Here is a 24847-nt window from a genome sequence, read left to right on the forward strand (position 1 = left end):
CTCCTCTATTAATTCAATCTATTTTCGCAGGAAAAATTTATGAAAAATAATTTCCAAATATTAATATATACGAAAAATATTAAATAGTAAACATATTTTAACTTGGTAAAGGACGTAAAAAAGACCCGGTTACCTAGGGCCTTTTATGTACTTGCAGAAATAATATCCTCCAACTTAATCCAGCTAAAATCATCCTCACCGCGTGACAGCCGTACGTGAGTTGTAGGAATCTATTAGCGCTTGCTCGATTAGCTGCACTTCCTGATCATCCAACTCTGGCTTGCCGCGCCGTTGACGGTCTTTCATGAGCTTTAGATACGCTTCCTTATGTTCCAGTATGAAGATGCAGCTGCTTTCCCATAATCCATTACCTTCGAGTCTTTTTGACATGTATGTAGCCTCCTGATGTGTTATGCACAAATTATATTCTGAGTACAAAAAATAAACTCCCGATCATTGGAGGTTTAATACCGTATAATGCCTATTTCCAGACGAGGAAAATGTAATGATCTTTTGGTCACCATCCCAGCCCTCTATGATTACAATATAGAGCGCATATCGCTCTTGTTGTCCCCTTCTTCCCAAAGCCAACAACCGCGCGCCTTTATGTCCACTACACTGCTACCTGTCTTTATCTCCAGTTCCATCATGTTGGGCACCCGTCTTCGCTCAGCAGAATTATTGTAGAGTATTGGAGTAGCGTTCGATATCAGGTAACAAAGCGTTCAACTTCTTTGTTACCCAGCGTTTCCGTATACTATACAGATCAGAACAATGAACGACGAAAGCGGACACAACTATTATGCAACAATAGCGGAATAGACGGTTGCCAAAGTTACACTAAACTTTTGCAGAAGTTTACGATGGCGCACGTAAAGCCATGGAAAGAATATGGGGGCGATATTCCTGAGCCAATAGGATAAGACAAGAACAGCAGTAAATTTAATGTGTGTATTCCTAAAAGCCTACTCGTCCAATGTCAAAAGGGGCTACTGCCGAAAATTCTCCCTTGAACCAGCATTGCCTTTACAAATTGAGCAAATGAGGGATTTACAATAAAGTTCGGACCTCCCCCCCATTAACCCAGCCTAAACAGACGTATCGCAGTTCGTGCCAACCTCAAACGGCAAGTCATTCACCCCATTGGTGCCAAGATGCCAAAGGCTGAGGATAGCTGCGAGTTCCAAAAAAACAGTGTTCAATAAAGCGTACAATCGCAGCACGTTAGTTACATTTAACTAATCAGGAAATTATCCAAGTAGGAGGAAATAACCATGGCATTTGAAGGTTATAGAGAAGACAAGCGAGAACATTGGTTTGACTGGCCATTCCCCTTGTCGGTATCAATACTGTATGTGGATGCGGATGTAGATCTAGATGTAGATGAAACAGAAACGAAATGGTACCTCATTGACGAACAAGAAAAACACTTGATCCGAATTAGGGATGAAAAACAAATTGAACTGCTTCATCACTGCATGTATGGAGTCTTGTTAAATGACGAGAAGATCAACTGGATTATTGATAAAAATGGCGGTAGATTTACCTATCATGATGGTGTGGAAGATTATATCAAATCCCAGAAAGAATACCTTGATACATTATAAGAGGCGTGAACAGTTAAAAGCTCTACCGACCAATTAAGGTTAGCAGAGCTTTTAAATTTATTTAGAATATTCACTTACTTCAAATGTTAGGATACGATCATATAGCATGTAATCCTTTCGGCTGCTGAATGGACCTTTATTATTATCGTGTTTATTAATAGCGTATGAAGCCGATCCAGAACCAGCCTGCTTGCCCTCATACCATGAGATAAAGTCATTAACCTCTTTCATGCTTAGGTCAAACTCCTTTTCCAAACCAGTTGTCATAGTAACCACCAGAATTGCACGGTCCCCAGTTGGTAGAGATGGATCAGTTGGTTCGGGAGTTGGTGCCGGCTCAGGTGTGGAACCGTCAATCTTCCCGAATATTTCTATAGTATTAACCGGAGAATTAGCCAATGTACTCTGACTTCCTCCAATAACGTAAATTTGTCCACCTAATGTTATAGCCCCAGCCCCACTTCTGGCTTGCTTTAAGCTAGCCTCAGGAGACCATTTATTCTGTTCAAAATCAAAGGATTCTACTGTATTAAGTTCATAACTACGTCCACCTGCTTCAGTTTTTCCAGCAATAGCAAATATTTTATTGGAATAAATGACAGCTTGGGCCCCTCCACGTGCTGTCAAAAGATTGGGTTTAGTTGACCAGATGTCGGAAGCCGGATCATATACTTGGACAGTAGCAACTGAACGCGTATTTGTTGTCATCCCACCAAACACATAAATCTTTCCCTTATACAAAACACTTGTCAACGAACCTAAAGCCTGCGGCATAGCTTTCCTAACACTCCATGTATCTGTCTGGGTATTGTAAACTTCAACATTATTTACTGAGGACCCTCCTGTCCAGCAAAAGGCATTACCTGTATAGCCACCAATAACATAAATATCATTTCCATAAACAACGGAAGTTGCTGTAGAACGAGCCGTAGGCATGCTATTTCCTGAGGCCCATATATTATTTTTCGGCTCATAAATTTGAACATCCTAATATGGGTTTGATCCTGAAGAACCACCGAAAATATATATCTTGCCATTCAATTCAGAAACAGCACTTACCGCCTTAGGATTTTCTATAGTCGTTTTAATCGACCATTCATCGCTTACAGCTTCTGCTTTTACCTCTAAAACTGACATATTCAAGAACACTATCGCTACAATTAAAATACTCCATAATGCTTTAATTTTACTTATTACTCGATCTCCTCCTAGCCATATATTGAACTATTACCAAGATAAATCATTCTTAAAAACCTGTCTAAACATAAACTTGCTGATCTATGAATATATTCTAAATATTTGTATATTTAGTTTTTATTGGGTATAAAAACTCAGCCAGTACCTGGTTGAGCCTTTCACATCTACTCTAATTCAAACTGGTCAACGAAAAATCTCTGCCGACCAGTTGTGGTTAGCAGAGATTTCTGTTTTATTTGAGCATTCACTTACCTCAAACGTTAAGGATTTTTTAATATTTAATTATAGCTGATCCTGCTTTAGCCCACTCTTTTGATTCTAATTGAATCCATCCATATACTTTTGAATCAGAGTTGATCTTTTGTTTTATCAGAGAAAGGTTCTCATAGCTACTGGAACCGTAAAGACTCCCTGTTTTTGGTGCAATTTTTACTGATAACGTATTTTCTATACTCGGTGTATTTTCATCACTTGTCCAGACCAAACGATTATAATAATTAGCATTAAAAGGATTTTCCAAACCATTAATTGAAAATTTCACTCTTTTCCCTGTAACTGATACATCTGTATATGCCGTGTCATCTTTAAATATTACTGATTGTGATAAAACTATTTCTTGATTTGTGAAATTTTTGTAAGTGTCAAGCGTTACAGTTGCTGCATCTGCAGAAGCTGACAACGGAGCAATAACTGAAAACAAGAGAGCGATTGTGGAAAAACATAAAGTAGCTTTCCTTCCTAATTTCATTCTCATTTTTTTGTCCTCTCCTTCTTTTAATACTCATTAATAAACATACAGCTTAATGACTGTCAAAGTAAGGGGAGCTTTGTCTGACATGAAAAATACACATTTGATTAAGTCTCCTTTTTCGCGTCCACTCTAAATTCAAACTGCTCACGAAAGAAATAAGATCCGTTAATCTTAATTAACTCCGGTGTAATCTTCTCCAACTGCGCCCGTAGTCCACAATATCTATCAAATCCTCACCCAACGGTTGTATTACACCAAAGCCACTAAACTTGGTGATATATACAAAAAAATTCAATAAACAATATTTTTCACCCTAACTAAAGAAAAGGGCATCAGTGTCTGATGCCCTTTCAATTTGCAGCAGTTTCAAAAATTTAAGATTAGCGGTCCATTACAGATAAAGTGATTATTTCTGAAAGTACTTTGTTCCATTACTCGCAATGACGTCTTTGTACCAATGAAAACTTTTCTTTCTAATTCTTCTAAGCGTGCCAGAACCGTCATTGTTTTTGTCCACATAGATGTAACCATACCGCTTCTTCATTTCGCCGGTACCGTTACTCACAAGATCAATCGGCCCCCAACTTGTGTACCCTATAATATCAACCCCATCTTTTATTGCTTCAGCAATCTCTGCAAAGTGAAGATCCAAATACGAGATGCGGTAATCGTCTTCAATGGTATCGTTGTCCATTAGAGTATCTTGCGCACCAAGTCCGTTCTCAACGATTCATTACTTCCCAGTAATCTTCCGGATTGCTACTGTATGGATACACATTTCCAGCCGCCAACATACATCCCATCATGGCGTTAGGAATAATTTCATGACAAGCCTTGACTGCTAGTGCACTTGCAACCAGTTCATGATGCGCTGCTTGATACAGAACTTGTTGTTTGTCCTCGCCTTCTTCAAAAATAATGCCCGCTCCTGTATAAGGAAGATGCAATAACATATTAATTTCATTGAATGTCATCCAGTATTTCACTTTATTTTTATAGCGTTCAAACAGTGTTTTAGAGTATTTTTCAAATAGTTTAATCATGATTCGGTTTTTCCAGCCGCCATACGTTTTCGCCAAGTTCACGGGTAAATCAAAGTGACAAATCGTAACGACAGGCTCAATATTGTACTTCAGAAGTTCATCAAACACGTCATCGTAAAATTGCAATCCTGCTTCATTTGGAGTTATATCGTCACCATTGGGAAAGATACGGGCCCAGGAGATCGACATTCGAAATGATTTGAAACCCATTTCAGCAAAAAGCGCGATATCCTCTTTATAACGATGATAAAAATCGATAGCTTCATGTGAAGGATAAAACTCGCCTTCCTCGGGTACAAATGAATTTAAGTTGCCAGTCGAAACCTGATTACGTTTGGGCCCCGTCGGCATCAAATCAATGGTCGTCAGTCCCTTACCATCAGCCAGGTAAGCTCCCTCAATTTGATTCGCAGCTGTAGCTCCACCCCACAGAAAATTATCCGGGAATTTAGTGATTTCATTAAACATTTCCACGTACCTCCCTATTTTTTATACATATACTTTGATTAAATGTTCTTTTTCATTAACCATGTCATTTTTGGTCCCTACAATGACATCACCGACCTGAACACGATCACCATCCTTAACAAATGCATTGAAATGCTGACCTTTTAACTGAACCGTATCTTGTCCGATATGAATGAGTATTTCTACCCCGTCATCACTAATGAGACCAATGGCATGTTTAGTACGGTAAATCGTTTGTACAATGCCGTTCACTGGGGAAACGACACGTTCATTCGTGGGGCGGATGGCTATTCCTTTACCCATATGTTCCCCTGCAAAAGTCTCGTCTTTAATATCTTGGAGTCTAACAACAGTACCGGTCATCGGACTAACAATTTCAAATGGTTGGTCATTCAATTGACTTATGTTGGGAATGGGTTCTTGTTTGTCGCCCATATTTGTTGACATTGTTTCTGTTGGATCTTTAAAACCAATGAAGTAGATCAAGACAATTGATACGTCCCAGATGTTTCAGTAATCCAACCGAAAGACAAAAACAGTTCATTGAATCCTTTAATCATTCCTGTCGCAGCCATTCCGTTTTGGACAATCCTTCGTCCTTCAATTGAAAGCGCAATCGTGTTACACAATGAACAATGCTGGTAACGCTTTCAATACCGCCAACTCGAGACAAAATCTCCTTGGCCAACTGGTCATAGTTCATGAATACTCTTCCTCTCTGGCTGTGACTTTGCATCAAAATAACTGAATAGCTGCCCCGTGCATAGATCTTAGGCAACATCACCATGCTGGAAGTTTAGCGATCCAGGTTTTGCCCTGCGACGGTTAAATCCTGTAAGGCTGTGTTAGCGATTTCCGATTTGTCACAGGCCTCAAATTTTGTGAAAGTTAGCTGAAAGTACGTCTTTTCTGGCCAGAAATGGTATTGCCTGATTGAACAGTCACAATCCAGTTGATGTACAAGCTCCCTTTGCGGACAATAATAAAACACTCTTTTTTGAAAATGCAAGGTTTTTTTCTCTGGAATTTAACTTGTAGAGAGGAATTCACATGAACATTCTTACATTTCATATATGAAGTAATTTTGGCCCAAATATTTAAAAAATAATTTGGGCTTGATTGCTATTTAATCACATTACTTTGTATTTAACTGTTACTGTCGCTTTGACCTACTTTAGATTTCATCCTGATTCTCTCCGAATCAGATTATTGACAAGAACAAACCTTTGCTTTTATACTGATACCGAAATGAACGAAATACTAAAACCCGATGGATGTGGATTTTTCTAGAGAGTCATCTCTATTTTCGCCACACGAATGCCTTTACGCATTTGTGTGGCTTTTTTGTATTCAAAAAAGGAGGATTGTTCATGAAGTTGTGGCATTATGCAGTTATTGTTTTCTTGGGAGGTTGTTGTTACGGCATACTTTCCACATTTGTTAAACTGGCATATAGCGCTGGTTTTTCAACACCAGAGGTAACTGGTGTGCAGTATTTCTTTGGTGCAGTTTTGAGTTGGATGTTTGTAATTTTTGTAAAAAAGAAAAACCTTACGTACAAGCAGGTTACAAAACTCCTTCTATCCGGAATTCCATTTGGACTGACAGGTATGTTTTATTATCAATCGCTACAGACCATAAATGCTTCCCTAGCTATCGTCCTTTTATTTCAGTTTGTTTGGATTGGGACACTATACGAATGGGTTCTCCAGAAGAAAAAACCAACCAGGGGTAAACTTATCTCGATTGGAATACTGCTCATCGGCTCGGTTTTGGCGGCAAACATTTTTTCTCAAGGTGATCTCTCACTCTCGTGGCAAGGAACGATTTGGGGGCTATTGGCTGCTTCAACATTCGCTTTATTTGTTTTCCTCAGTGGTGCTGTTGCGAAAGAAACTTCGCCCACACTGAAAAGCGCCCTTCTTTCAACCGGAGCTGTTATTACTGTTTTTGTGGTATTTCCGCCAACCTTCTTATTTAACCTCGATGTGCTGGCAGGATTGAGTCCTTTTGGATTAGTCCTCGGGGTGTTCGGAGTTGTGCTGCCTCCGCTTTTGTACTCCATAGGTATGCCACATATTGGGTCAGGAATGGGTACAATTATGACTGCATCTGAATTACCCATGGCCGTTATTATGTCTTCTCTTGTATTAGGAGAATTTGTAGGCTGGTCTCAATGGATCGGTGTTATCATCATTTTATGTGGCATCGCATTTAGCAACATAAGACACAGAGGATCAAAACCACAGACTTTAGTGAAGAAGAACACAGCATAACAAGATATCTATAATTTTAATGGGTTAGATGGACAATGATTTCAGAATAAGATTTGAAGCATTTACAACGCTGTGTAAAATGCGGGGGCTTATAACGCTCATCCCAGATTTCAAAATCATAGTCTTAGAAGATTCACCCGCTCTGTTCAAACAAAAAAGGACCTATCGGTCCTTTTTGAATATATGGCTAACCTGTTTTTCATGTTTGAAAGGTTAAATTTTTTTTCGCAGGATTAGATTCCTCAGTTTCAAATATAGCTCCCCAAATTTTCCAAACTCGTATGTTTTCTGTTTTTATTATCAAGCATAATCAAATTATCTTTAGGCTGGTTAAGCCCCTCTTTTAGACTCTTAGCCTCATTATAATGCTAAATGAAAGTTGCTTCGATGAAGTGAAGCTCGTTAAATATTCTGTTCTTGTCATTTTTGTAAACTTCAAAGATTTGTTCAATATTTGGAAAGTATACATCATCATTTTCTGTTAATTCGATAGTCCTTGGGATTCGCTTGTTTAAATCATGGATTGCTTCAGGTATACGCCAGATCCATGTATTCTTGCCGATCCCGGTTTCCTTTTCTAAGAGAAGATAAGTAAGTTAATGGTCTAGAGGAAAAACGAGGCAAAGCAAAAGGGCCAGGCATCGGCAGACCTCGAACACGACCCGAATATCCGGAGGTCAAGCTGAAACGCCTCGAAGCGGAAAATGAAATGCTAAAAAGGCTCTTGCAAATGTGAAAGGAGGAATGGATGCTGTACCCAAGAGTAAAAAGTTTGCGGTGATCCAAGAATTGCTTAGTAAGGGACATAGCATCGTGCTACTATGGTAAGAAAGTAGCCTACGTTGTTTCTGGCAATCATCTGAACCGGGAGTTTAAGGCTGACCAGCCGAATCAAAAGTGGGTAACGGACATCACTTACCTCATGTTCAATGAACAGAGACTCTCCTTTCCGCGATTCAGGATCTTCTTAACAACGTAATGGTTGCCTACCAGATCAGCCGCAGAAAGATTTGAGCCTGGTGTTAGATACGGTGAAAAAGGCAAGGAAGCGACAGGACGCGCGAGGTCTTACTGCATAGCGACCAAGGATTTCAATATACCTCTCGCCTCAGCTCAACAGGTGGAGCATGCCATCCAGAAGTATATCCATTTCTACAACCATGAACGCTTTCAAGAGAAACTAAACAACCTGACTCCTTATGAATACAGTACTCAGGCTGCTTAATTATTGCTTTTTGATAGCTGCCTGCTTGAAAGGGGTCACTTCATGATTGCGGAATTTGCGAAGAAACCAAGATCAGATAGCGACTTGACCTTCTTCGGCTTTTTATTTTCCACCTTACCACCGTGGAGAATGATTTCGAATTCCCGGTTTCTGTTCTTGGCCTTCTTTCGTCGTCAGGCTCATAATCTTCATCAGGTGGAAACGACTCCTTATAGAAATCGTTCTAAGAGGCCGTCCAACTCCTTAATGCCCTCTTCATCTACATTTTCGTATTCATCCTCCGTCAGTCCTTCTACCAACACAAGATTAAAGGCTCCCTTATGCAATGCCTAAACTTTAGGCCAATCGACCTCGGCCCGTTCTTCTGTAGCTTCCCATTTTTCGCAACCAATCGAAAAAGAAAATTTATATTGATTGCCGCTCATGAGTTGTCGTACCTGACGGATCAAAGCAATAGTTCCTATTTTGTCACAACAAAAAAGAAGGTAGGAAAAGTTTCCTGACCTTCTTAGCATTCATATTTCTATGTCTGAATAATATCATTGCTTTTTACCATGTTACTACGGATTTTCCATTTTAACTTTAAAGATAGGCTTTGGAGTAATGGTAATGTTTAATGGATCTTATTACTACCACTACGTTCTCTTACCATGCTACACAATCCCCATAAATACGTCTGCTCACTTTGGGTGTAATTAGACAAACTGATGATGTGAAATCGTACAGTCTTTTCTAAAGCGGCTACATATAATGTTCTATATATCATTAAGAATGGCTTAAACAGTCAACTTTAATATAGTAAGAGTAGTATTGGTAAAGTTATGAAGTTGGGCTGGGGTTGCATTTGCATTTACTAATTGAATAGTTGTAGGAACGACCCCTACAGTAATAATGACTTCTGCCGAAGTTGGTCCGCCACCGTTACCCGTGAAAGGAACTGGGGTAACAGGGAATCCATTTACGGTAAGGTTAAAGTCAGCATTGCCTTGGTTATGAATTGTAAAATCTATTAGATAGCTCCCCGTTTCGTTGATTGTTATCGTTGGAGATGGAGGAGTGAAAGTAAATGCACCACCAACATTAGCCAAAACTCCAGTAAAGGTAATTGGTGAGTTACCCGGAACTGTGTCAGTTCCCGTACCAGGATCTGCTCGGAAAACACTTAAGAAGTCTGATATCCCGGCGCCAGCAGGCCCTGTTGCCCCCGTTGCTCCTGCTGGTCCTACCGCCCCTACCGTTCCCGCTGGTCCTGCTGGTCCTATCGCTCCTGCCGGTCCCACTGGTCCTGCTGGACCTACTGCTCCTGCTGGTCCTGTTGGTCCAGGAATTCCTTGAAAACCTTGTAGCCCTTGCTGGCCTTGAGCGCCTGGAACTCCCTGTGGACCCGGCAGTCCCTGAGGTCCTTGAGGTCCTTGAGGTCCTTGAGGTCCTCGGATCCCTTTAACAATAACTTTCGGTAAAACTTTGACTTTTTTAACTACACATCTTCTAAATTTTCTCCGATGCATTTTCTTTTGCCAATAATAATGTCGAAACATATTTAATGATCACCTCCAAAGTCTAGTCAAAGTAGTTTATTGTGCAATTAACCAAAAAGATTGGGCTGTTGACTTCATCTTGGGAAAATAGGCATAGGTCTGACTCTATCGTGTAGCATTATTACAGCTCATCCTTCTGAAGCTTATATCCAGTTCAATCAACCGATCCAGATTCTGCACTATCTGCATTTTTATATTTCTAGCCTGTAGGTCTTTGACCCACTGAGCTATACCAGCCTTAACAATCTTTCGGTACTGTACCATTGATCAAGGATACCCTCGACGAACTCTATTTCGCGCTGTAGTAGTGTCTCTTGCTATTCGTTGTCTGTCCCATTGTCATTGGGGAGACGTTCACACGTCTCCCTTTTTATTTATACTAGGCAGAATATACACAAACTTGTGAACCATCTGCGGTTACATTAATATAGTGAATGCTACGTTAAACAACGGTTTTATATATGGGGGAGAATAAATAACAATGGTTAACAAAGAAATATCTTCTGGTGACCAAAATTCTTGGACAGCATCTGATAAGATTCATACCGACCTGCTTGCCGCTAAAGTTTCAGTTTATAATCCATGCAATTTTAAATGTACTGGACCAAACAAAACGCTGACTATGGGGCCTACTTCTTTAATTTAAATGCCCACTCTATACGATTCCGTATTGCAAAGACAACTCCAAAAAAGATCGGGCAATTTGTGACTATATATAAGAGAATTGGGGATGGACCAATACAACCCTATGACGTATCAGATCCAATCGACTTTTTGGTTATTAGTGCACGTAAAGACAGTAGCTTGGGGCAATTTGTATTCCCAAAATCCATTCTGATTAAACATAAAATATTATCTAACAAAGGTGAAGGTGGTAAAAGAGCAATACGTATTTATCCACCATGGGACACGCCTACAAGCCTCCAGGCTCAAAAAACTCAGACATGGCAGTTAAAGTATTTTCTTAACATACCTGTAAACGAACCAATAGACATTTCTCGTGCAAACGTACTTTACGATTTAGAATAATGTGTTGCAACATTAGAAAGACGTACCGGCTCCATGCCGGTCGCCTGCTGATATCGCATTTTAATCACATCACAAAATACTGGGTCGAGTTCCATGGTCCTGCAACAGCGGTCAAGCTGATCACAGGTCATAAGGGCAGAGTCGCTGCCGCCAAAGAAATTGACAACTACGCCACTATGCTGGCTACTATTCATAATTGGAATGGCTAGTAGATCAAGGGACTTCTGAGTGGGGTGAACATACTTATTTACATTGCCCCGTGAAACTTCCCATACTGTCCTAGGCAGCGGTTCCTCAACAGGAAGACCAGCCTTCCATACCGTAGTCTGTGTTCCGATCACCGTATCGGGCTGGAGCCTTGCTTTTCAGATGAGCGTAAAAGATCGGCTCATGTTTAAAACGATACTGTGCCCAACCAAAGGAAGCAGCATTCATAGCATCCTCAAATTTTCTTTCTACAATAACAAAAGTATGTTTCTTAGTAGAAACAAAAGCCTGATGAACAAGTGTCATCAGGCTTTGCTAAAATCAGGACGGCTGCTTTGGTTTAAATAGAGAGCGGTATTATGGTAAAGAAATATTTGAAAAGTTAAAGACAGGAGAACATATTTATAAGGGTTTAACGTACATATTTTTAGAATATTAAAAAAAATATAAATCGTAGATATTGGATTTTGGTACACAACTTTATTGTATATCGCACAGGGGAAAATAATTGTAGTTGACTCGCTAGTACACAACTTTATTGTTCGAAGAAAACTCCATAAAATAAGTTTTAGACTGACCTTAGAAATTAGAACAGCGACAACCAAGGATGAAAAAATAAAGGTCCTAGACTGTCGCTGTTCCATTAAACTAACGTGTCCCGTTAGTTCAATACCAATCCCATTCCGAGTAATGGTGATTATTAGCCCTGTTAGAGCCTCGCGAACGTGATGTAATCGACTTGGGCAGGCTCTGCCGATTCGATCCGAAGTGCCCGGTTGATCTGCCCCCGGTGATATTGCCCATGTAAGAGGACCTGCGACAGGATGTCCCGTACGGACGTTCGGAACGGAACCCCGCTCTGGTTCGCATAGTCGATCATCTCGTCCAACTCGGATTCCTCGAGCCCTTCGATATAGACGCGATATTGCTCGGCGTTTTCTTCGAACATCGTCCGGATCGCCTTCAGGTCTTCCACTTCCTCCCACAACGAATATTGCGTGCTGCCCTTGCCCTGCAATCGGGACAGCCAGACTCGTTCCGCGACCGCGACGTGCCGAACCAGCTTCAGAAGGTCCTTGTTCTTCGTCTCATTCTCCTCAAGCACGTCCAAGATGCGCCCGTCCGCCCAGTACAGGTGGTCCATCATGCACTTGATCGTCTTCATTTCGGTTCCCCCCTCTTCGTTTCATCGATTACTTGAACCTACTGTTATTCGTTAGTTTAATCATTTGAATGAACTAAAACAACCTTTTTTGGATGAATTCCTTGTTGCTGTAACACTTCCAAGGAGAAACGTACATTTTCAAAGGTATTAGTTGCTTTATCTTCTTTAAGTAATGATTCTGAAGATACTCCTAACGCTACCCCGACATTTTTTAGAAACTCCCATTCGGCTGTTTCTACATGAGGGATCGTACCACCAGAAGGTAGAATAAATTGAGCGATACCGCTATGGTACAATGTTGCAACTCTTTCCATTAATTGAGGATGACTTGCTCCTGGGAATTAATATAATGTCTGACTGTTCCAACTCCGTTTCGAAAAACATAAAATCACTAATACAATCAAAGGGGAATGACATATGTAGAACTCCTCAGTATTAACACCCTGGAATCCGGTATTTTCGAAGTATTCAAAGACTATCCATTCGCTATTTGGTTAAACTTTCCTGCCCGTTAGCTTAATGAAGCATCGTCAGACTATTACTTTATTTTTCTGTCTAGAACTTTATTTTCTTCTGACACCTCAGTAAAGACCGCAAAGGCTTAAGCCCTTACGGTCTAATTTACTTCTGGCATCCTAAGTCCGATTTCACCTTCCTTGTTGCGGCCCCGACCATAGTCAATAACCACAAAATCCAAAGTCCGATTAATTTTAAGACTGTTTGCTATATTTACAATCGCTCGTCGTCGTTTAACTGCAAATGTCGTAGCTGAGATACCAGACACATCTTTTCTGTATCCCTTCTCCATATACTGCTGGGCCTTGAGGTATTTTTTACCGTCTATGAACAGCAGCTTAGCAGCAAGTCCCTCGTGTGGATCCCTCATGTTGTTTACGGCGAAGCGGACATTGTTTGTGATGAATTGATAGAATTTGTAATTCATATGCCGTTTGTCCTTTAGGATTACAGCGTTTGCTGTTACACCTGCCGTTAACTCCTGACCTGACTCTCGTTTTGCAATTGCCCCCTCGGCGGAAAGTAACTCATACGCAGACATTCCGTTTTCAATCTACTGGAGAGCAAACTCATAGTTTTTGATCACCTCGATCATATCAACATACTTACTAAGAAGCCACTTTGTTTTTCGAATATCTTCCTGGTCAATGTCCGAAAAAAAGTTTACCTGGATTATCTTTTGTGTATCAGAAGACTCATCTTCAAGACTATTAACTATACACATTTGATCGTCATTCATCGTTTATCATTCCTTTATATAATGTGATAATTTGGTGAAATCGTTATTTTTGGTAGATATATGTAAATCAAAACACTATAATTACCTTACACCATAGTTTGCATACGAAGAAAACAAACTAAGGAGGCTTTACTTTTGAGAAAATCTATTATTGCTTTGGCTGCTGGCACAGTTCTTCTTGGGGCATTGTCTGTACCGTCTTTAGGTTTTGCAGAACAAGCCCCAACTTCAGCAAATATTTCTTCTCAGTCACCATATGATCCGCCTCAAGGGAACAAAAAATGGGTAAGTGGCATCAGAGGTGCAACAGTTAAAGAGGATATGAAATCGACAGTTCCAACTCAAAAATTTTACATGACAGGAGGATTTGGAGGAAATATTAATTTATATAAATGGCAACAAAAAGGCAACAACAAAGTATGCCCATTATATCAAGGCTACATTTACAAAATATTCCCTTAATAATAAAACTAACTTTAAAGTAAGCACTTTTTTTCATAGGTGCTTACTTTTTTCATCGTTATTATTTGCCATATTTAATCCTCACCTCGCTTGCCGGCACAGTCTCAATCAACATATACCTATCTACTTGTACTACACCTATAAACAACAGTACAGCAGCTAATATAGTGGTATATGCGCGTATCATGTGGCATCCTCCTTGACCGCCGCATTCGCAAACACTTTAGATAACTCGATATTAATACACGCTTTGCCCTCTGCGTTCGGTGCATTAAAATAATCAGTCCACAGCTGGAAGGCTTTCATGAGTGACCCGTTTAGTCTGGCTATCTCTGCATCCTTTGTTGTATTAGGGATTCAGATTCCTTTTGAGTATCGACGAGTACCTTTATGTTTCCTTTCAATAATTTCATTTTCGGTGTTCGAAAAATACAACCGTTTTTCTATATCATCTACCCAACTTTTTTCTTTTTCGGCTTCCAGTATCCAGTAAACCATTCGCTTTTCCCAGTCTGGTTTATCTGTCATTGTTGTTCCTCCCCCAGCATTCGTCGTCTTCATCGTCTCCTATAAGACGTTCTGAGCAGCACGGACATAGACGATTGTAACAATCGTCGCATCGCCAAGTAGCCCGCGATTCAGGAGAATCCATCGCTTTTCACTCACTATAGGTTAATCTTCATCGCGATTGTTTCCCGTCGTATGAGTACCACAGTGTATGCATTCTCCTGTCACCCAATCGTCGTCTCGAAATTTCAGTTCTTCTTCTTTTCGATCAATCTCTATATGCAGTTCTGACCAAAAAAATCCTTCTGCCAAAATGCGAAAATCTTCTCCTTGCAAGTCTTCTGTGTCTTCTTGTTTTTCCTTTTCTGATTTGATCAAGTCCATGATCGAATATTCGTGTCCGTCTTGGAAGAAGCGACGCAGTCCGCTTCCTGCTCATTATTCACTACGATTTTCATCTATATATTCTCCCTTTGGTGCCGTGTGACCGACACCCTGTATAGGCTTAATATTCAAATCACGATATCTTATCCCATGTTCAATGGGGCTGCCTAATTCTTCATGTTCATCATCACATTCCCGACAGCAAGCAAACTCCCCATCGTATAACCTCCCTGTAAGTATTTCTCTAGCTTCGCTTATCGGCTTTCCGCAGTTGGCACATCTGGACTTACCATCTTGTTTAATAGCCGATATCGGCCACACATTCATATCTATCATCCTTCCAACGTTCCTGGGTGAGCGTATTGTATTGGTGGTTACTCCCTACCTCATCCACGTAAAACCGCTCTATGTAGCGTTTGAGGTGTATTACCCCACTGTGCTTATCGCTCATTATAGGTATATAGGTATATAGGTATATAGGGTAAGAGGCTGTTATGCCTCAATCCTCTTTGATTTGTCTAATATCTATGTCAATCAGTTCTAATCTCCCTAATTCTTATATTTCTTGTGGGGTTATGATCATATTGGGCTTTTCAGACCGAATCTGCGCTCCGATCTCACGCATTCTATTCCCTTCGTATTCTCCTAGATATACCAACTGTCTCACCGCTACTGTTTCATACACTTTGTATTTACTCACGGGTTATCTCTCCTTTGGTATAGGGGATGCATTGTGTCTCTCTCCTTTATGGAAAGTTGCCCCTCCTTCTTGTCCCCTATGGGTTCAAAACTTTTTAATGCAATGCTCCAAAATACTTTCATGGCATTGGCTTTGTATAAACGGTCTCCGCATCTTCATATGTCAGGCGAAAATATGCACTTTTCTCATCCCATCCGCCTCGTTTTGTAGCTAACCCTTTAGCAACAAGATCATTCCAAACCAATCGACCGTGTCACAGTAAAAATTGTTTTTGTCGGCTTCATGTTGTAGTTAAGCACAAAGCGTGCTCACACTCTCCAACTGTTTCTCGCTAAGTTCCATCTTGTATCCTTCCTCTCTACCCTTCGGGGCCGATAATGACGCAATACACCGCATTAGCTTAGAGGCATATCCACCAAGCCCTCAACACTGAATATCTTCTGCATAAACTATTAAAAAGGAGATGAGATAATGACTAGATTGTTAGATGCTCGAACATCTCAAAATGCAAGCTATGGTAATACAATCTCAATTCCCTTGCCAGCCAATACTCCTGTAGCCATCGCAGAGCTTGGCTTAGACGTGACGGGCGCTGGGGAAAATATGCGTGTACAATTATCAGGGATTGCTGAGCTTTCATTTCCCACTACTCCACCATTTGACTCCGTTATTGCTATTTCTATTGTTAGAGGCACTCTCGACTCTCCTGTTGCTTACGCCCTTTACTCTGTTAGTGTCTCCGAGGCAAATCCCAACGCTGTGCAGGTCGTCACCATTAATGCTTCCGATTACAATGTCCCTCTACCACCATCAAATGAATTGGTGTATACCTTATATCTATTTTGCACAGCGGATGCCACCCGAATAGGAATAGAAAGTTTTAACGCGGTTGCCTATTCAGATTAAAATTACACCATCACATGGAGGGCAAAGCCCTCTTATTTTTCTTCTATCCGTCCTTGAGGGACGATACTTTCCATCTGTCGTTCTTTTTTGGTATAGTTTACTTAAAGGGGCTGATCCAATGGGATTCATGCTTATTTTTATTGCGATTATTTTTTTCTCGCTTGGTATTTTAAGTAAACGAAATCCCACTTGGGGATGGCGTGCAAACGAAGCCTGGAAGATCAAAGGTGACTCAGAACCAAGTGATGCTTACATTGATGACATGAAATTTAGAGGCTCCGTATCGATTCTCTTTGGGTTCTTCTTTTTAACATGTGGACTTTTGGTTATATTCCTGTAAGTTCTACTATCTGTTTTCAATCCTCAAATTACCCACATCCATAAGGCACTTGCTGTTTGGCGGCGACTCCCAAAATGTCACTGCTCACGTTTTCAAAAACAGAAATCTGTCTCTCATCCATAGCTTCCAGCAAACGAACTTCCTTAATCTTCAAAGACCGACTGCCGCTGTAGTAAGTAGTAAAAATCATTTTTCTCGCATAGTATTTACTCATCTAACCAGCCACCTATAAGGAAGAACAATGTAGAAACTCGACTCGTCACTTTGGAGTGTGAGTAGCTTAGAAGAGCCAGTATACCCGAGTGTAATGACTTCATTTTCTAAGACTTTCAAGGCATCCAACACATATTTGCATTCAACGTTAGTTTGAAATTTTTTCACAGCCGACGTTTATGCACACATCTCCAAAAAAATAGAGATGAATAGCATGGAGAAATATGAGTCTTTTACCGGGAGTCTACTTCAATAATATTTTTTTATGGGGAGATTGTGGGGAGAACTAATTAGTCTCAAATGACGGATGGATTACACACAAAAAAAAATCCCTCAACGCTTAGAGCGCCAAGGGATTCCCATTTTAGTAAAGAGTCAGATATTGATCACGTTCCCATTGATGCACTTGGGTGCGATACATATCCCATTCAATTTCCTTAAGCTCATAGAAGTAGGCCAGAGCATGGTCGCCCAGTGCGTCAGAGATAACTTCGCTCCGAATAAGCTCAGACAAAGCTTCTTTCAAGTCTGCAGGCAGACTTGGAATGCCTTCTTCAATCCGCTCTTCCTCAGACATTACGTAAATGTTACGATCAATAGGAGCTGGCAGAGCCAACTGACGTTTGATACCATCCAAACCAGCTCTCAGCATCACTGCCAAGGCCAAATAAGGATTCGCTGCCGGGTCAGGGTTACGAACTTCGACGCGAGTGCTCAGACCACGAGATGCGGGAATCCGAATCATTGGACTGCGATTGCTTGCAGACCAAGCCACATAACAAGGCGCTTCATAACCTGGTACGAGACGTTTGTAGGAATTTACCGTTGGATTCGTGATCGCTGCCATTGCACGTGCATGTTTAAGAATACCAGCCATATAGTGGCGGGCTGTCTGGCTTAATCCGAGTTCATCCGTTTCATCATAAAATACATTTTCATTATCCTTAAACAAGGATTGATTGCAGTGCATACCGGAGCCATTTACACCAAACAAAGGTTTTGGCATAAAGGTAGCATGCAAACCATGCTGACGAGCAATCGTCTTAACAACGAGCTTGAACGTTTGAATCTGGTCGGCAGCTTTAATTGCATCTGCATATTTAAAGTCAATCTCATGCTGACCAGGTGCAACTTCATGATGAGATGCTTCAATTTCGAAGCCCATCTCTTCAAGCTTAAGTACAATTTCACGACGGCAGTTTTCACCTAGATCCATCGGAGCCAGGTCAAAATACCCGCCTTGGTCATTCAGTTCTGTAGTTGGCTCGCCTTTTTCATCCGTTTTGAACAAGAAGAATTCAGGCTCTGGTCCGACATTCATCGAAGTATATCCCAACTCTTCTGCTTCCTTAAGTACACGTTTCAAGATACCCCGCGGGTCGCCTGCAAACGGAACTCCGTCCGGCTTGTAAATATCGCAGATCAAACGGGCTACACGATCCGAGGTTACCCAAGGGAATACAACCCAAGTGTCCAAATCCGGATATAAATACATATCAGATTCTTCAATACGCACATAACCTTCTATGGAAGAACCGTCAAACATCATTTTATTATCCAATGCTTTTTCCAGTTGACTAACCGGAATTTCAACGTTCTTAATAGTGCCCAGCAAATCTGTAAATTGCAAACGAATAAAACGAACATTTTCTTCTTTCGCAATCCGAAGGATATCTTCTCTGCTATAACTCACTCTAACCTCTCCCTTTCTGTAACGACTATATACGAATCGGTTGTTGTATAAATTACTTAAATGATGAGACCGGGTTTTAAAGTAAAGCGACCTTATGCCAAGAGGTAAGTCAAAGCATTATCTCTTATTGAAGAACCGTGATAATTCGCCTTGGATCAGGGATACCTGTCCTGGTCTTTTGCCTGCAACAAGTTGTTGTTTCAGCAAGCGGTGAAGCTGAGTATCGGACATTTCACGGCGTTTGACTTCCGTATCTGCAGTAATAACCGTAGCTTCCTCCGATTCCTTGGTAACCGGATTCATGACTTGTTTAATTCCCGCAATGTTAACACCCTTCTCGATCAACGCCTTAATTTCAAGCAGACGCTCTACGTCATTAAAAGAAAAAAGACGTTGGTTTCCCGATGTACGGGCAGGAACTATCAAGTTATGCTGTTCATAATAACGAATCTGACGTGCTGACAAGTCCGTTAGCTTCATGACAATACCTATTGGAAATAAGGCCATATTTCTGCGAATTTCGTCGCCCATTTGTCATCAACCTTCCAGTGATCTATTATTCACCTTATTGTACATTTAGCTGATGCAAAGTGTCAATGACATGTTAGAAAAACTCACAATAATTTACGTTCTTTCATCGTTTGCAGAGCCATAAGCACTCCAAATTTAACATGAGAGTAGGTTAAGCCCCCTTGCATGTAACCAATATAAGGCTCACGAATCGGAGCATCCGCAGATAGTTCCAAACTTCCCCCTTGTATGAACGTACCTGCAGCCATGATAACTGGATGCTCATAACCCGGCATATCCCACGGCTCCGGCACCACATGGCTATCCACGGCAGCTGCACGCTGAATGCCCTGTACAAAAGCAATTAGATGCTCTGGTCCACTAAAAGAAATAGCCTGAATCAAATCCGTACGCTCTTCATGCCAGGCAGGTTTGGTCTCAAATCCCATCTCCTCAAAGACCGCAGCTGCGAATACGCTCCCTTTAACCGCTTGCCCAACCAGTGTCGGAGCAAGGAATAGTCCCTGAAATATGCCTCGTGTAGTACCTAGCATGGCACCTACTTCTCCACCGATTCCAGGTGCAGTTAATCGGTAGGATGCTAGCTCTACATACTTTTGTTTGCCGCAGATATATCCACCCGTTTCTGCAATGCCACCACCGGGATTTTTAATCAACGAACCTGCCATCAAATCGACACCTACCTGAGTAGGTTCCAGCTTCTCGGTAAATTCACCGTAGCAATTGTCAACAAAGACAATGACGTCAGGTTTTATTTCCTTCACACGTGCTGTCATTTCTTCAATATCTGCTACACTAAACGAAGCTCTCCAATCATAACCGCGTGAACGCTGAATACCGATCACTTTGGTATTGGCATGGATCGCAGCCTCCACCGCTTCCCAGTCCACTTTACCTTCCGCTGTCAGTGCGGTTTCTCCATAAGTAACACCAAAATCCTGCAATGATCCTGTTCCATCGCCGGGCTTACCAATCACTTTGTGGAGGGTATCATAAGGTCTCCCAGTAATGTACAACAGTTCATCCCCTGGACGCAGCACACCAAATAAAGCAGTGGCAATTGTATGAGTACCCGAGGCAAAATGCGGACGCACCAACGCTGCCTCCGCACCGAACACATCCGCATAGACTTCTTCCAGCACCTCACGTCCCCGATCATTGTAAGCATATCCCGTAGAACCCGCAAAGTGAAAATCGCTCACTTGCTTCCGCTGGAATGCCTGAATTACCTTCCACTGATTTGAATCTACAATATGATCTATGTGCTGTATACGTTCTTGTATTTTATGTTCTGCAGTTTCCTGAATTTTCTGAATTTCTGGACTAAAAACTACCATTTACCTTCTTGACCCTCTCTCTTACGCAGCCTTAGGCTATTCATGTTATATTATTGTTCACTTTGAACGATGAGCATTTTCATTTTATTGACCCAAAAACATCATTAGATGTTAACCTTCTGTGAACTCGCTGAGTGCATGACCGTACTTTTCGTACTCGCCTCTTTGAATTTCAACCTCATAAATGACATCATTGCCATCATACTCTGTCAGCAGTACATCTCCGATTCGATAAAGCACCGAGGTTAAATCCCCACGTTCCGCAGGAATGCGGAATCTCAGCGTATCACCGCTCAGATGCTCTTGAATCAGTTCACGAATGTGCAGCAAATCCCCTTCATCAAAAGCACTAATTTTCAAATAGCCCTCCCCAGAAGGAAGCATTTCCAGTTGCTCAGGGGTACAGGCATCTTTTTTGTTAAATAATACGATCTGAGGCTTGTCCGCAGCCCCTAGCTGCTGCAAGATCGTCTCTACAACTTTCATCTGTTCGTCTCGCATATCCGAGGAAGCGTCCACGACATGCAAAATGAGATGAGCCTCATTCGCCTCCTCCAAAGTAGCCCGGAAGGAAGCAACCAAATCATGAGGAAGATTTTGGATAAAACCGACTGTATCCGTAAGAATAATTTCTTTTCCACTCGGTAGCTCCATTGTTCTGGAGGTAGGATCCAGCGTCGCAAACAGTTGGTTCTCAATATATACATCGGCTGCTGTCAGTTGCTTCAACAGCGTCGATTTGCCCGCATTGGTATAGCCAACAAGTGCAACCTGAACAATACCGCTCTTTTGTCTGCGCTCCCTGTGCAAATACCGGTGACGAGTCACTTCCTCCAGTTGGCGTTTCAGATCACTGATTCGGTCACGAATATGACGACGGTCTGTCTCCAGCTTGCTTTCACCAGGACCACGTGTTCCGATTCCGCCACCGAGACGCGAGAGATTTTTGCCATGTCCAGACAAACGGGGGAGTAAATATGACAACTGCGCCAGTTCAACCTGAATAATACCTTCCCGTGTTTTTGCACGTTGAGCAAAAATGTCCAGAATCAACTGTGTCCGGTCAATAATTTTGAGATCCAGACTTTCTTCCAGATTTCGTACCTGAGCTCCCGAGAGCTCCTGATCAAAAATAGCTGTATTCGCTCCCAATTCTTCAGCAACTGCACGCAATTCCTCTACTTTTCCTTTGCCAATAAACCATTTTGAATCCTTGGCTTCCTTATTCTGTGTCAGGACGCTCAGTACTTCAACTCCCGCTGTCTCAGCCAATTTCACCAGCTCATCCAACGAGTATTCCGTATTGATGCCAGATCGTTTGACTTCATCCGTAATCAGACTGACCAGTACCGCCTTGTCCTGCATTTCAGTTTGTGTATCATGAGTGGAGTTCGCCATATTGTTTGCTCCTTTATTTTCATGTCAACTCTCGAACAGAGACCGACCTGATGTTCAGGCCGGCCCCCGTTCGATGTCATACCATTCGATGTGATTCAGATTCCTATTATCGCCTATCTTTTGTCCATTTTCAAATCCTCTGGACGCAGCGTCATCAATTCCTGCTTGCCGGGTTGCCCGCTCCGGTACTGATTGAGCAACCTGACAGCTTGGTGCCGAATCGCTTTTTCAATCACGTTACGAACATAGCGTGCATTACTAAATGCATGAAGACTGTCATTACGCTCGTTTAGCAAATGCTCCTTCATTTTAATTATGGACTGAGGCATGAGAATATAATCCCGCTCCTTGGCCATCAGCTCGGAAATTTGGATAAGCTGATCTACAGTATAATCAGGAAAATCCAACTGGATTGGAAAGCGAGAAGGAAGACCAGGATTCGTTCGTAAAAAAAAGTCCATTTCCCCCGAGTATCCAGCGAGAATCAAAATAAATTGATTTTTTTGATCTTCCATGGACTTTACCAAGGTATCAATCGCTTCTTTTCCAAAATCCTTTTCCCCTCCGCGTGCCAAACTGTAAGCCTCATCAATGAACAACACGCCGCCAAGAGATTTCTTTACCAGATCTCGCGTTTTCTGTGCAGTGTGCCCAATATACTCACCGACCAGATCAGCCCTCTCCACTTCAATCAGATGACCTTTGCTCAGTACCCCCATTTTTTGCAGCATTTTAGCGATAATGCGGGCTACTGTCGTTTTCCCCGTACCTGGATTTCCTTTGAAAATCATGTGATATACGTGTGCATTGCTCAACAATCCCGCATCCGTGCGCATATGGGCGATTTGCAAAAAGGCATATACCTCAAATACCAGGTCTTTGATGTTATCCAAGCCGACGAGATGATCGAGTTCTTTCTGAATTTCCTGATAAAGACTGAGATACTGCGGTAGCGCCTGTGACTTGGTTGAAGCCACTGCTTCCGTCTCGTCCACAGTCACCGAAGCTATCGGCTCCGGGCTACGCAGCACGACATTAATTTGTCTGGAAGGTCTCTCCTCCGACCGCTTGCCCGCGGCGATTCCCCGTCCGTTCATGCATCCATCACCTCAACATTTCTTCAGGCACAGCTTACCCTATTAATGTATTCGGTCTGGCATGTCCTTATTAGCATAAAAGCAACGGGAACGTGCACAAAGCCTTTTCTTAAATTCAGGCAACCCAAGTTTGAGCGCTGATCCACCACCGTTGCAGCGTCCATTTAGCGTATGCCAATACTTCTCTTGATTGATGAATTGGCATATTGAGCACTTTGGATTCCGTCAGAGCCATCTGAGGATGATCAAAATTCAAGAATTGAGCAATCTCCATCGCCCGAGGGCCATGATAGCTATGTGTAATGATCACGGTGGAGGTCCATCCATATTCCTTCATAATGCGCTGGCTATAGAGCAGATTTTCGTAAGTACTGGTCGCATGGTTTTCCAACACAATATGCTGTACAGGGACCCCTTTATCTACCAAATAGCGTTGCATGCCCTCAGCCTCCGTATACGGAAAATCTGGTTTATCCAGTCCCCCACTTACAATTAGACGCTGTACCGTCCCGTTGCGGTATAAGTGCAAGGCTTCTTCCAGCCTTTCCTTCAATCCAGGGCTGGGCTCAGCTCCCCACATAGAAGCACCTAGTACGATACCAATTTGCACTTGCTGGAGCGGAGTGGTAGAGGCAGCCGTATTCATGTTCCACACTCGGATACCTGCCCATACCAATCCGACCAAAATGAAAATCATCAAACAAAGTACAAGACGCTTGGATACCATAGATATTTTCTTAAGGCGACTCTGCCTGCTTTTCAACTCAGGACGTTTGGGCCCAGTGTCTTTAATCCACTGCAAAACTTTCACCGTTCTCTCTTGAAATCACCGTTGTGAAACCATTCTGACCGGTGTTTCAGTGACATTTTAAAATAGGGGAACACGTGGGCATCTATCTGATGTAACACATCAGCCGCTGTACGGTTAGCCAATTCTGCCTCTTGCGTTGAGATATGCCCCCGTTGTAACGCCTCCTCCAATTCATCCTCATCCACTAGGAAGATTTCACCGTTTTTAAGCACCACAACATCTAAATACAAATCGTCAAACCAAGGGACTCCTTGATCGGTCACACCCTGATTTCGGCAGGTATCAATATACCATTCAACGATTTGCTCCCGATTATCAAACATAGCAGTCACCACGTAGTGCTCACCTTTTGGATAATATTGCAGCCAGGAATATCCTTTATCGGCTATGCAAAACGTATGACCACCGTAACTTTTCCATAACGGCTCCTTGAGACTCAAAATTGTATACAGGGTCACATATCCTGTAAACGCGTCACTTTCTACATACCGGCAAGCAAACTTGCGATTGGTGATTCTGCGCCAGTTGGCCCGGTCTCCGAATTTGCGCTTCATAAATGATGTTCCTCTCCAACATTGGTAAAACCAGCTTACCATATTTAAACTGTACACTCAAAAAGAACCCCTTTAAAACAGCAAAAAAGGTATTCTCAGACCAGTTCACGGACTGAGAATACCTTTGATTTGAAACAAATTCAACTTGCATAA

The 24847-nt window shown here is 41.8% G+C and carries 31 protein-coding genes and 3 pseudogenes; 8 read left to right on the top strand and 26 right to left on the bottom strand.

Going from position 1 to position 24847, the window contains the following annotated elements:
* Positions 1 to 143: 143 nt before the first annotated feature.
* Positions 144 to 390 (bottom strand): annotated as a pseudogene (locus MKX30_RS02360) (YolD-like family protein).
* A gap of 884 nt (positions 391 to 1274) precedes the next feature.
* Here MKX30_RS02360 and MKX30_RS02365 point away from each other — a divergent pair.
* Complete coding sequence (locus MKX30_RS02365; RefSeq protein WP_023989013.1) at positions 1275 to 1607, top strand: hypothetical protein; 333 nt, start codon at positions 1275 to 1277, stop codon at positions 1605 to 1607.
* A 57-nt stretch (positions 1608 to 1664) separates the two neighbouring features.
* On the opposite strand, the gene MKX30_RS02370 is transcribed toward MKX30_RS02365, so the two are convergent.
* The 6 genes and pseudogenes from MKX30_RS02370 to MKX30_RS02395 form a co-directional block, all read right to left on the bottom strand.
* The gene (locus tag MKX30_RS02370) at positions 1665 to 2543 is read right to left on the bottom strand and encodes a Kelch repeat-containing protein (protein WP_023989014.1); all 879 of its coding nucleotides are present in this window, start codon (positions 2541 to 2543) and stop codon (positions 1665 to 1667) included.
* 51 nt (positions 2544 to 2594) lie between these two features.
* Positions 2595 to 2744 (bottom strand): hypothetical protein, encoded by a 150-nt coding sequence (locus tag MKX30_RS02375; RefSeq protein WP_023989015.1) that lies wholly within the window; start codon positions 2742 to 2744, stop codon positions 2595 to 2597.
* Positions 2745 to 3075: 331 nt separating this feature from the next.
* Entirely contained in the window at positions 3076 to 3558 is a 483-nt protein-coding gene (locus MKX30_RS02380; protein ID WP_028541738.1) for a hypothetical protein, read from the bottom strand.
* Positions 3559 to 3961: 403 nt separating this feature from the next.
* Positions 3962 to 5066, bottom strand: a pseudogene (locus tag MKX30_RS02385) (family 1 glycosylhydrolase).
* Positions 5067 to 5087: 21 nt separating this feature from the next.
* Positions 5088 to 5552 carry a PTS sugar transporter subunit IIA gene (locus MKX30_RS02390; protein WP_341062412.1) on the bottom strand — a complete coding sequence of 155 codons (465 nt, stop codon included), beginning with the start codon at positions 5550 to 5552 and terminating at the stop codon, positions 5088 to 5090.
* Between the two features lie 70 nt (positions 5553 to 5622).
* On the bottom strand, positions 5623 to 5769 hold the full coding sequence (locus tag MKX30_RS02395; protein WP_143109556.1) for a PTS transporter subunit EIIB: 147 nt from the start codon (positions 5767 to 5769) through the stop codon (positions 5623 to 5625).
* A gap of 667 nt (positions 5770 to 6436) precedes the next feature.
* Between MKX30_RS02395 and MKX30_RS02400 the strand changes: the two genes are divergently transcribed.
* Together MKX30_RS02400 and MKX30_RS02405 are read left to right on the top strand one after the other, a co-directional pair.
* Positions 6437 to 7342, top strand: a complete 906-nt coding sequence (locus tag MKX30_RS02400; RefSeq protein WP_340858472.1) for an EamA family transporter — start codon at positions 6437 to 6439, stop codon at positions 7340 to 7342.
* Between the two features lie 982 nt (positions 7343 to 8324).
* A complete protein-coding gene (locus MKX30_RS02405; RefSeq protein ID WP_341062414.1) occupies positions 8325 to 8567 on the top strand; it encodes an IS3 family transposase in 243 nt (80 codons plus the stop codon).
* A 776-nt stretch (positions 8568 to 9343) separates the two neighbouring features.
* Here the strand turns inward: MKX30_RS02405 and MKX30_RS02410 are convergent.
* Positions 9344 to 10105, bottom strand: a complete 762-nt coding sequence (locus tag MKX30_RS02410) for a collagen-like protein (protein ID WP_028540716.1) — start codon at positions 10103 to 10105, stop codon at positions 9344 to 9346.
* Between the two features lie 481 nt (positions 10106 to 10586).
* On the opposite strand from MKX30_RS02410, the gene MKX30_RS02415 reads away from it, so the two are divergent.
* Both MKX30_RS02415 and MKX30_RS02420 read left to right on the top strand, forming a co-directional pair.
* Complete coding sequence (locus MKX30_RS02415; protein WP_341062802.1) at positions 10587 to 10751, top strand: hypothetical protein; 165 nt, start codon at positions 10587 to 10589, stop codon at positions 10749 to 10751.
* Positions 10700 to 11134 (top strand): MepB family protein, encoded by a 435-nt coding sequence (locus MKX30_RS02420; protein WP_341062415.1) that lies wholly within the window; start codon positions 10700 to 10702, stop codon positions 11132 to 11134. Before MKX30_RS02415 ends, MKX30_RS02420 begins: the two co-directional genes overlap by 52 nt.
* On the opposite strand, the gene MKX30_RS02425 is transcribed toward MKX30_RS02420, so the two are convergent.
* The 5 genes and pseudogenes from MKX30_RS02425 to MKX30_RS02445 all read right to left on the bottom strand — a co-directional run bounded on the left by MKX30_RS02425 (position 11119) and on the right by MKX30_RS02445 (position 13761).
* Positions 11119 to 11475 carry a DNA methyltransferase gene (locus MKX30_RS02425; RefSeq protein WP_340858469.1) on the bottom strand — a complete coding sequence of 119 codons (357 nt, stop codon included), beginning with the start codon at positions 11473 to 11475 and terminating at the stop codon, positions 11119 to 11121. The genes MKX30_RS02420 and MKX30_RS02425 overlap by 16 nt on opposite strands.
* A complete protein-coding gene (locus tag MKX30_RS02430; RefSeq protein WP_023989025.1) occupies positions 11429 to 11647 on the bottom strand; it encodes a hypothetical protein in 219 nt (72 codons plus the stop codon). Before MKX30_RS02430 ends, MKX30_RS02425 begins: the two co-directional genes overlap by 47 nt.
* 403 nt (positions 11648 to 12050) lie before the next feature.
* The gene (locus MKX30_RS02435) at positions 12051 to 12506 is read right to left on the bottom strand and encodes a DinB family protein (protein WP_341062416.1); all 456 of its coding nucleotides are present in this window, start codon (positions 12504 to 12506) and stop codon (positions 12051 to 12053) included.
* Between the two features lie 56 nt (positions 12507 to 12562).
* Positions 12563 to 12820: a YdcF family protein gene (locus MKX30_RS02440; RefSeq protein WP_341062418.1), complete on the bottom strand. Its 258-nt coding sequence runs from the start codon at positions 12818 to 12820 to the stop codon at positions 12563 to 12565.
* 302 nt (positions 12821 to 13122) lie between these two features.
* Positions 13123 to 13761, bottom strand: a pseudogene (locus MKX30_RS02445) (hypothetical protein).
* A 135-nt stretch (positions 13762 to 13896) separates the two neighbouring features.
* Here MKX30_RS02445 and MKX30_RS02450 point away from each other — a divergent pair.
* Positions 13897 to 14223, top strand: a complete 327-nt coding sequence (locus MKX30_RS02450) for a hypothetical protein (RefSeq protein WP_023989029.1) — start codon at positions 13897 to 13899, stop codon at positions 14221 to 14223.
* A 61-nt stretch (positions 14224 to 14284) separates the two neighbouring features.
* Here the strand turns inward: MKX30_RS02450 and MKX30_RS02455 are convergent, their stop codons facing one another.
* From MKX30_RS02455 to MKX30_RS02475, 5 genes are all read right to left on the bottom strand, one after another.
* Positions 14285 to 14410, bottom strand: a complete 126-nt coding sequence (locus tag MKX30_RS02455) for a hypothetical protein (RefSeq protein WP_023989030.1) — start codon at positions 14408 to 14410, stop codon at positions 14285 to 14287.
* 170 nt (positions 14411 to 14580) lie between these two features.
* The gene (locus tag MKX30_RS02460) at positions 14581 to 14751 is read right to left on the bottom strand and encodes a hypothetical protein (protein WP_340858468.1); all 171 of its coding nucleotides are present in this window, start codon (positions 14749 to 14751) and stop codon (positions 14581 to 14583) included.
* A gap of 144 nt (positions 14752 to 14895) precedes the next feature.
* On the bottom strand, positions 14896 to 15114 hold the full coding sequence (locus MKX30_RS02465; RefSeq protein WP_264453675.1) for a hypothetical protein: 219 nt from the start codon (positions 15112 to 15114) through the stop codon (positions 14896 to 14898).
* A gap of 54 nt (positions 15115 to 15168) precedes the next feature.
* On the bottom strand, positions 15169 to 15441 hold the full coding sequence (locus MKX30_RS02470) for a hypothetical protein (RefSeq protein ID WP_071653168.1): 273 nt from the start codon (positions 15439 to 15441) through the stop codon (positions 15169 to 15171).
* Positions 15442 to 15670: 229 nt separating this feature from the next.
* The gene (locus MKX30_RS02475) at positions 15671 to 15814 is read right to left on the bottom strand and encodes a hypothetical protein (protein ID WP_155613685.1); all 144 of its coding nucleotides are present in this window, start codon (positions 15812 to 15814) and stop codon (positions 15671 to 15673) included.
* A gap of 471 nt (positions 15815 to 16285) precedes the next feature.
* On the opposite strand from MKX30_RS02475, the gene MKX30_RS02480 reads away from it, so the two are divergent.
* Both MKX30_RS02480 and MKX30_RS02485 read left to right on the top strand, forming a co-directional pair.
* The gene (locus MKX30_RS02480; RefSeq protein ID WP_023989036.1) at positions 16286 to 16720 is read left to right on the top strand and encodes a hypothetical protein; all 435 of its coding nucleotides are present in this window, start codon (positions 16286 to 16288) and stop codon (positions 16718 to 16720) included.
* A 118-nt stretch (positions 16721 to 16838) separates the two neighbouring features.
* Positions 16839 to 17060, top strand: a complete 222-nt coding sequence (locus MKX30_RS02485) for a DUF6199 family natural product biosynthesis protein (protein WP_043882525.1) — start codon at positions 16839 to 16841, stop codon at positions 17058 to 17060.
* A 28-nt stretch (positions 17061 to 17088) separates the two neighbouring features.
* On the opposite strand, the gene MKX30_RS02490 is transcribed toward MKX30_RS02485, so the two are convergent.
* The 8 genes from MKX30_RS02490 to MKX30_RS02525 form a co-directional block, all read right to left on the bottom strand.
* On the bottom strand, positions 17089 to 17274 hold the full coding sequence (locus MKX30_RS02490; protein WP_068942649.1) for a hypothetical protein: 186 nt from the start codon (positions 17272 to 17274) through the stop codon (positions 17089 to 17091).
* Between the two features lie 363 nt (positions 17275 to 17637).
* Positions 17638 to 18966: a type I glutamate--ammonia ligase gene (gene glnA / locus MKX30_RS02495; RefSeq protein WP_013310575.1), complete on the bottom strand. Its 1329-nt coding sequence runs from the start codon at positions 18964 to 18966 to the stop codon at positions 17638 to 17640.
* 117 nt (positions 18967 to 19083) lie between these two features.
* A complete protein-coding gene (locus tag MKX30_RS02500; RefSeq protein ID WP_007430683.1) occupies positions 19084 to 19497 on the bottom strand; it encodes a MerR family transcriptional regulator in 414 nt (137 codons plus the stop codon).
* An 83-nt stretch (positions 19498 to 19580) separates the two neighbouring features.
* On the bottom strand, positions 19581 to 20834 hold the full coding sequence (locus MKX30_RS02505) for a methionine gamma-lyase family protein (protein WP_071558586.1): 1254 nt from the start codon (positions 20832 to 20834) through the stop codon (positions 19581 to 19583).
* A 111-nt stretch (positions 20835 to 20945) separates the two neighbouring features.
* Positions 20946 to 22232 (bottom strand): GTPase HflX, encoded by a 1287-nt coding sequence (hflX, locus tag MKX30_RS02510; RefSeq protein WP_023989039.1) that lies wholly within the window; start codon positions 22230 to 22232, stop codon positions 20946 to 20948.
* A gap of 113 nt (positions 22233 to 22345) precedes the next feature.
* A complete protein-coding gene (locus MKX30_RS02515; RefSeq protein WP_071558585.1) occupies positions 22346 to 23329 on the bottom strand; it encodes an AAA family ATPase in 984 nt (327 codons plus the stop codon).
* 115 nt (positions 23330 to 23444) lie between these two features.
* A complete protein-coding gene (locus tag MKX30_RS02520) occupies positions 23445 to 24140 on the bottom strand; it encodes a YdcF family protein (RefSeq protein ID WP_023989041.1) in 696 nt (231 codons plus the stop codon).
* Positions 24137 to 24694: a DUF402 domain-containing protein gene (locus MKX30_RS02525; RefSeq protein WP_028540711.1), complete on the bottom strand. Its 558-nt coding sequence runs from the start codon at positions 24692 to 24694 to the stop codon at positions 24137 to 24139. Before MKX30_RS02525 ends, MKX30_RS02520 begins: the two co-directional genes overlap by 4 nt.
* Between the last annotated feature and the right edge of the window lie 153 nt (positions 24695 to 24847).

Source organism: Paenibacillus sp. FSL P2-0173, from assembly GCF_038008045.1.
Lineage (GTDB): Bacteria > Bacillota > Bacilli > Paenibacillales > Paenibacillaceae > Paenibacillus > Paenibacillus polymyxa_B.